Genomic DNA, 4,701 nt, shown 5'->3' with positions numbered 1-4,701 from the left:
ATTATTTTAATTATGTTATTCGTGTTCTATCATTCCATATCCACCATTTTTACGTTTATAAACTAAAGACATTTCATCCGTTTCTATATTTCTAAACATATAGAAATCATGTTGTAAAAGATTCATTTGTAATACCGCTTCTTCTGGATTCATTGGTTTTATATCAAATTTTTTATGTCTTTGTATTACTATTTCTTCAAAGTCATCTTCATCAGAATCTTGTTCATAATCTATTGTAGTACCTTTTTCAACACCATTGTATCTAATACTTTCAACGTCTTGATGTCTATCTAATAATCTATTTTTAAGTTTTCTTAATTGCATATTTAACTTATCATATACAACATCAATTGCTGCATATAAGTTTTCTTCTGAATCTTCTGCTCTAATTATTGGTCCATTTATAGGAATTACTGTTACTTCTATTGTTTGTCTTGATTTTTTTGCACTTACAGTAACATTTACTCTATCATCAGGTTGTATATAAATGTCTAACCTACCTAATTTTTCTTGGATAGTATTTTTTATACCTTCTGTTAGTTCCATTTGCTTTCCAGATATTATTATATTCATAAGAACATCTCCCTTCAGTTATCCAGTATAAATTTTATACCTTGATATAGTATTCTACGCTAATTTAGCTAATCCTTTATTTTTATTGTTAGCTTTTATAAATCAATATATACAACCAAAAATATATTAATTTTTAATAATTTATAATACTTATTATTTATATGTGGATTACTAATATTCATACCATTTGTGGATAATGTGGATAGAATTGTTAATAACTCTAGTTTTGTGTATTTTAAGCTATTCCTTTACTTTTATATATCCACAAATATCAACAGTAGTTGTTATTAATTTGTGAATTTATGTCGTAAAATTATATTTAATACCCATATTTAATATATTTTACTTTTTTATGGAATACCATTTTTTATAAAAAAAAAGTACCTATAAGGTACTTTGAATATTTAGCTGACCTGGTTTTTGACCCCACACTCGCCTACTGGAGGGTTCGCTTGGGTTCGCCGCACTACTAGCTCTCTCGATTTGATATCGGTAGGTCTTACTTCTAAGCTGCACCATGATCATCAACCCAATTTTTAGTGTTGACTTACGTGGATCCCTTTGCCTGCAACTGGCTTGGACTTTCAACCACAGACCTAAATATTACTAATTTATTTTAATACGTTAATAAGTATATGTCAATAGGAATTTATTCCATAACATAAGCATCCGAAGCCTTAGTGAGCAAAGTCATAACAAATACTTTATTAACACCATTTAATTTTAAGGCTTTTGATATCTCATTTACAGTTGAACCTGTTGTGAATATATCATCTATTAAAAGTATATTTTTATTTTTTAATAAATTATTTCTATCATTTATAATAAATGCATTTTTTAATTCTTTTTTTCTCTCACTTTTACTTAATTTATATAGTTGTACAGTATCACTTTTTCTATATATAATATTTATATCTGGTATATCAATTAATTTACTTAATTTAATACCTATCTTTTGAGCTTGGTTAAACCCTCTTTTCTTTAAACGCTTTTTATGAAGTGGTACATACATGATATAGTCAAATTTTATATTTTCTATTTCTAGTTTTTCATTCATTATTTGTGCTATATACTTGCTCATATATGTTTTGTTTTTATACTTAAAATCCAAAGCAAGTTTTTTGCTTAAATCATTATATTCTATACAAGATATAGCTTTATCAAAATAAAAATTTTTATTAAAGCAACCACTACATCCACTTATATCTTGTTTTTCTAAAGAATTATTGATTATCGGTTTTCCACATTTTACACATCCATCTAATATAAAATGTAACTCTTTAAAGCAATCTTTACACATTGAATAAGTATTAGTTTTGCTTATAGGTTTATCACATATTATGCAAGTTATATTTTCTGGATATATAAAATCCAAAATTGAATTAGTTATATCTTTAAATACTTTAGAGAAAATAATCTCTTTATTTTTCATATTTATTTAACTAACAACCCTTCTACCTTAAATTTATTTAACTTGTATGCTAAATTAGAGTATCTCTCATTAGTTCTATTATTTTTTATCATATATTCTAAGTACTTTACATCTCCAACTAATACAACCAGCTTTTTAGCTCTAGTTACAGCTGTATATAATAAGTTACGACTAAGTAACATTGGCGGGGCCCATGTTATAGGTATAACTACAACTGGAAATTCACTCCCCTGACTTTTATGTATAGTTGTGCAAAAACTATGGTCTAATTCATCTAATTCGTCATACTTATAAGATACTATTTTAGTATTATCAAATAATACGTATACAGTTCTCTTATCTTTATCTATATGATATACATAACCAATATCTCCATTATATATACCTTCTCCGCTGTCTTTTGAATCTTCACTTTCCCACTTTTTAGTATAGTTATTTTTTATTTGCATAACTTTATCACCAACTCTAAAAAGTCTTTTTTGGAAACTCTCTTCTACTTTAAATTTTTCAGGTTGATTAAGATATTTTTGTAGCTCCACATTAAGGTTCGTTACTCCTAAATCTCCTTTTCTCATAGATGCTAATATTTGTATATCTTTTAATTTATCTACATTGTAAAACTTAGGTAGTCTTTCATTAACTAAGCCAACTATTTCTTGTAGAATTTCTTCATTTGTAGATTTTTTTATAAAGAAGAAATCTTTCCCTTTTGAGTTTAAGTGAAGTGGTTGTCCATTATTTATTTTATGAGCATTTACTACTATCATACTTTCTCTGGCTTGTCTAAAAATTTCATTTAATTCAACTACATTTATAACTCCAGAATCTATAATATCTTTAAGTACATTACCTGCACCTACAGATGGTAACTGGTCACTGTCTCCAACTAATATAACTCTAGTTCCTTCTTTTATAGCTCTTAGTAATGAATACATTAATAAAATATCAACCATAGAAACTTCATCTACTATTATTACATCTGCTTTTATAGGCTCTTCCTCATTTTTCATAAACTCTAACTGGTCACTGTCTGTAGCAAATCCCATTTCAAGTAATCTATGTATAGTTTTTGCTTCTTTATTAGAGGTTTCGCTCATTCTTTTAGCAGCTCTTCCTGTTGGTGCTGCTAAAAGAACTTCCTGATTATTATTTTCAAATATTTTTATTATAGTATTTATAGTTGTAGTTTTTCCTGTTCCGGGCCCACCAGTGACTATTACAACTCCACTTTCTATAGCCTCTTTAACAGCTTTAGCTTGGTTCGTAGCTAATTTTATATCTTCTTCTTTTTCAACAAGTCTTATTTCTTCTTCAATATCTATATTTAAATCTTTAAATTCACATTGAGATAATTTTATTATTTGCTTACAAACTCCGTTTTCAGATAAATAGTATGGTATTAAATATATTAAATTCTGTCCGCCCATTTTTTCTATATGTACCTTTTGGGCATAAGCTAAATCCATTATGCATTCTTCTATAAGGTCAATGCTTACTTGTAATAATTTTTTAGCATCTTGTATTAAAATATTTTCTGGTAGATAAGTATGTCCACTTCCTAAAGATTGATTTAGGGAATATAAAATTCCTTGGCAAATTCTATCTTTAGAGTTCTTTTCTATTCCTATTTTATTTGCTATATCATCAGCTATTTTAAATCCTATACCTCTTATATCTTCCGCTAGCTTATATGGATTTTTATTTATAACTTCAATAGCTTTATTTTTGTATTTTTTATATATTTTCATACAGTAATTAGGAGTTATACCATAAGGTGATAATTCAATAATTATATTTCTAAGTTCTCTATTTTCTTCATAACTTTTAACTATTTGATTTACCTTCTTACTTCCAATTCCTTCTACTTCTTCTAATCTTTCCGGACTATTTTGTATTATATCTAAAGTATTAACTCCAAATTTATCTATAATTCTTTTCGCCATTTTTTCACCTATACCATGTATCATACCCGATGCTAGATATACATAAATCCCTTCTAGCGATGATGGTGTCACTGGCATAAATTTATTTACCTCAAACTGAGTTCCATATGTTTTGTGATTTATCCATTTACCCTCTACTTCTATGCTTTCTCCAACTGATAAAGTTGGCATACATCCAACTATAACAACTTCATTATTAGAGTTAGCTAAATGAGCTATGGTGTATCCATTATCATCATTTTTGAATACTATATCACTTATCATTCCTTCTAATCTTTCCATACTTTTCTCCTACAACAAATAATATTTCTATACTGTACTTAAGTTGTAATTATTATACCTTTTATATAAAATAAAATCACCCCTTAAAGCAACATTACTTTAAGGGGTTTTATTTATAAATCTAATTTATATTATTGTCCTAGAGCTTCTTTTCTTAAAATTTGGGCTTTATCAGTTCTTTCCCATGGTAAATCTACATCTGTTCTACCAAAGTGTCCATAAGCTGCAGTAGATTTGAATCTTGGTTTTCTTAAGTCTAGGTCTCTTATTATTGCACCTGGTCTTAAGTCAAAGTTCTTTTCAACTAACTGAACTAATATTTCTTCAGATACTTTTCCTGTTCCAAATGTATCTATAAATATAGAAAGTGGTCTAGCTACACCTATTGCATAAGCAAGTTCTATTTCACACTTGTCAGCAAGTCCAGCTGCAACTATATTCTTAGCTACATATCTTGCAGCGTAAGCTGCT

Annotated in this window: 4 protein-coding genes; all 4 read right to left on the bottom strand. The window is 27.6% G+C overall.

Features of this window, described 5'->3' with window-relative positions:
* Positions 1-15 precede the first annotated feature (15 nt).
* A complete protein-coding gene (gene hpf, locus BN899_RS16175; RefSeq protein WP_042277597.1) occupies positions 16-573 on the bottom strand; it encodes a ribosome hibernation-promoting factor, HPF/YfiA family in 558 nt (185 codons plus the stop codon).
* A 649-nt stretch (positions 574-1,222) separates the two neighbouring features.
* Complete coding sequence (locus tag BN899_RS16170) at positions 1,223-2,005, bottom strand: ComF family protein (RefSeq protein ID WP_042277594.1); 783 nt, start codon at positions 2,003-2,005, stop codon at positions 1,223-1,225.
* A 2-nt stretch (positions 2,006-2,007) separates the two neighbouring features.
* Positions 2,008-4,230, bottom strand: coding sequence for an SF1B family DNA helicase RecD2 (gene recD2, locus BN899_RS16165; RefSeq protein ID WP_042277591.1), 2,223 nt, complete (start codon positions 4,228-4,230; stop codon positions 2,008-2,010).
* 131 nt (positions 4,231-4,361) lie between these two features.
* Positions 4,362-4,701, bottom strand: a 340-nt coding sequence (locus BN899_RS16160) for a methionine adenosyltransferase domain-containing protein (RefSeq protein ID WP_042277589.1), incomplete at its 5' end; no start/stop codon positions are given.

Source organism: Faecalimicrobium dakarense, assembly GCF_000499525.1.
GTDB classification, from domain to species: domain Bacteria; phylum Bacillota; class Clostridia; order Peptostreptococcales; family Peptostreptococcaceae; genus Faecalimicrobium; species Faecalimicrobium dakarense.
Note: the sequence above shows the minus strand (reverse complement) of the source record. Positions and strands in the feature narration are given on the sequence as shown.

Bases quoted from the DNA above. Each gene is read 5' to 3' on its own strand.
- BN899_RS16170 (WP_042277594.1), bottom strand. From the start codon at position 2,005: ATGAAAAATAAAGAGATTATTTTCTCTAAAGTATTTAAAGATATAACT.
- recD2 (WP_042277591.1), bottom strand. From the start codon at position 4,230: ATGGAAAGATTAGAAGGAATGATAAGTGATATAGTATTCAAAAATGAT.
- hpf (WP_042277597.1), bottom strand. From the start codon at position 573: ATGAATATAATAATATCTGGAAAGCAAATGGAACTAACAGAAGGTATA.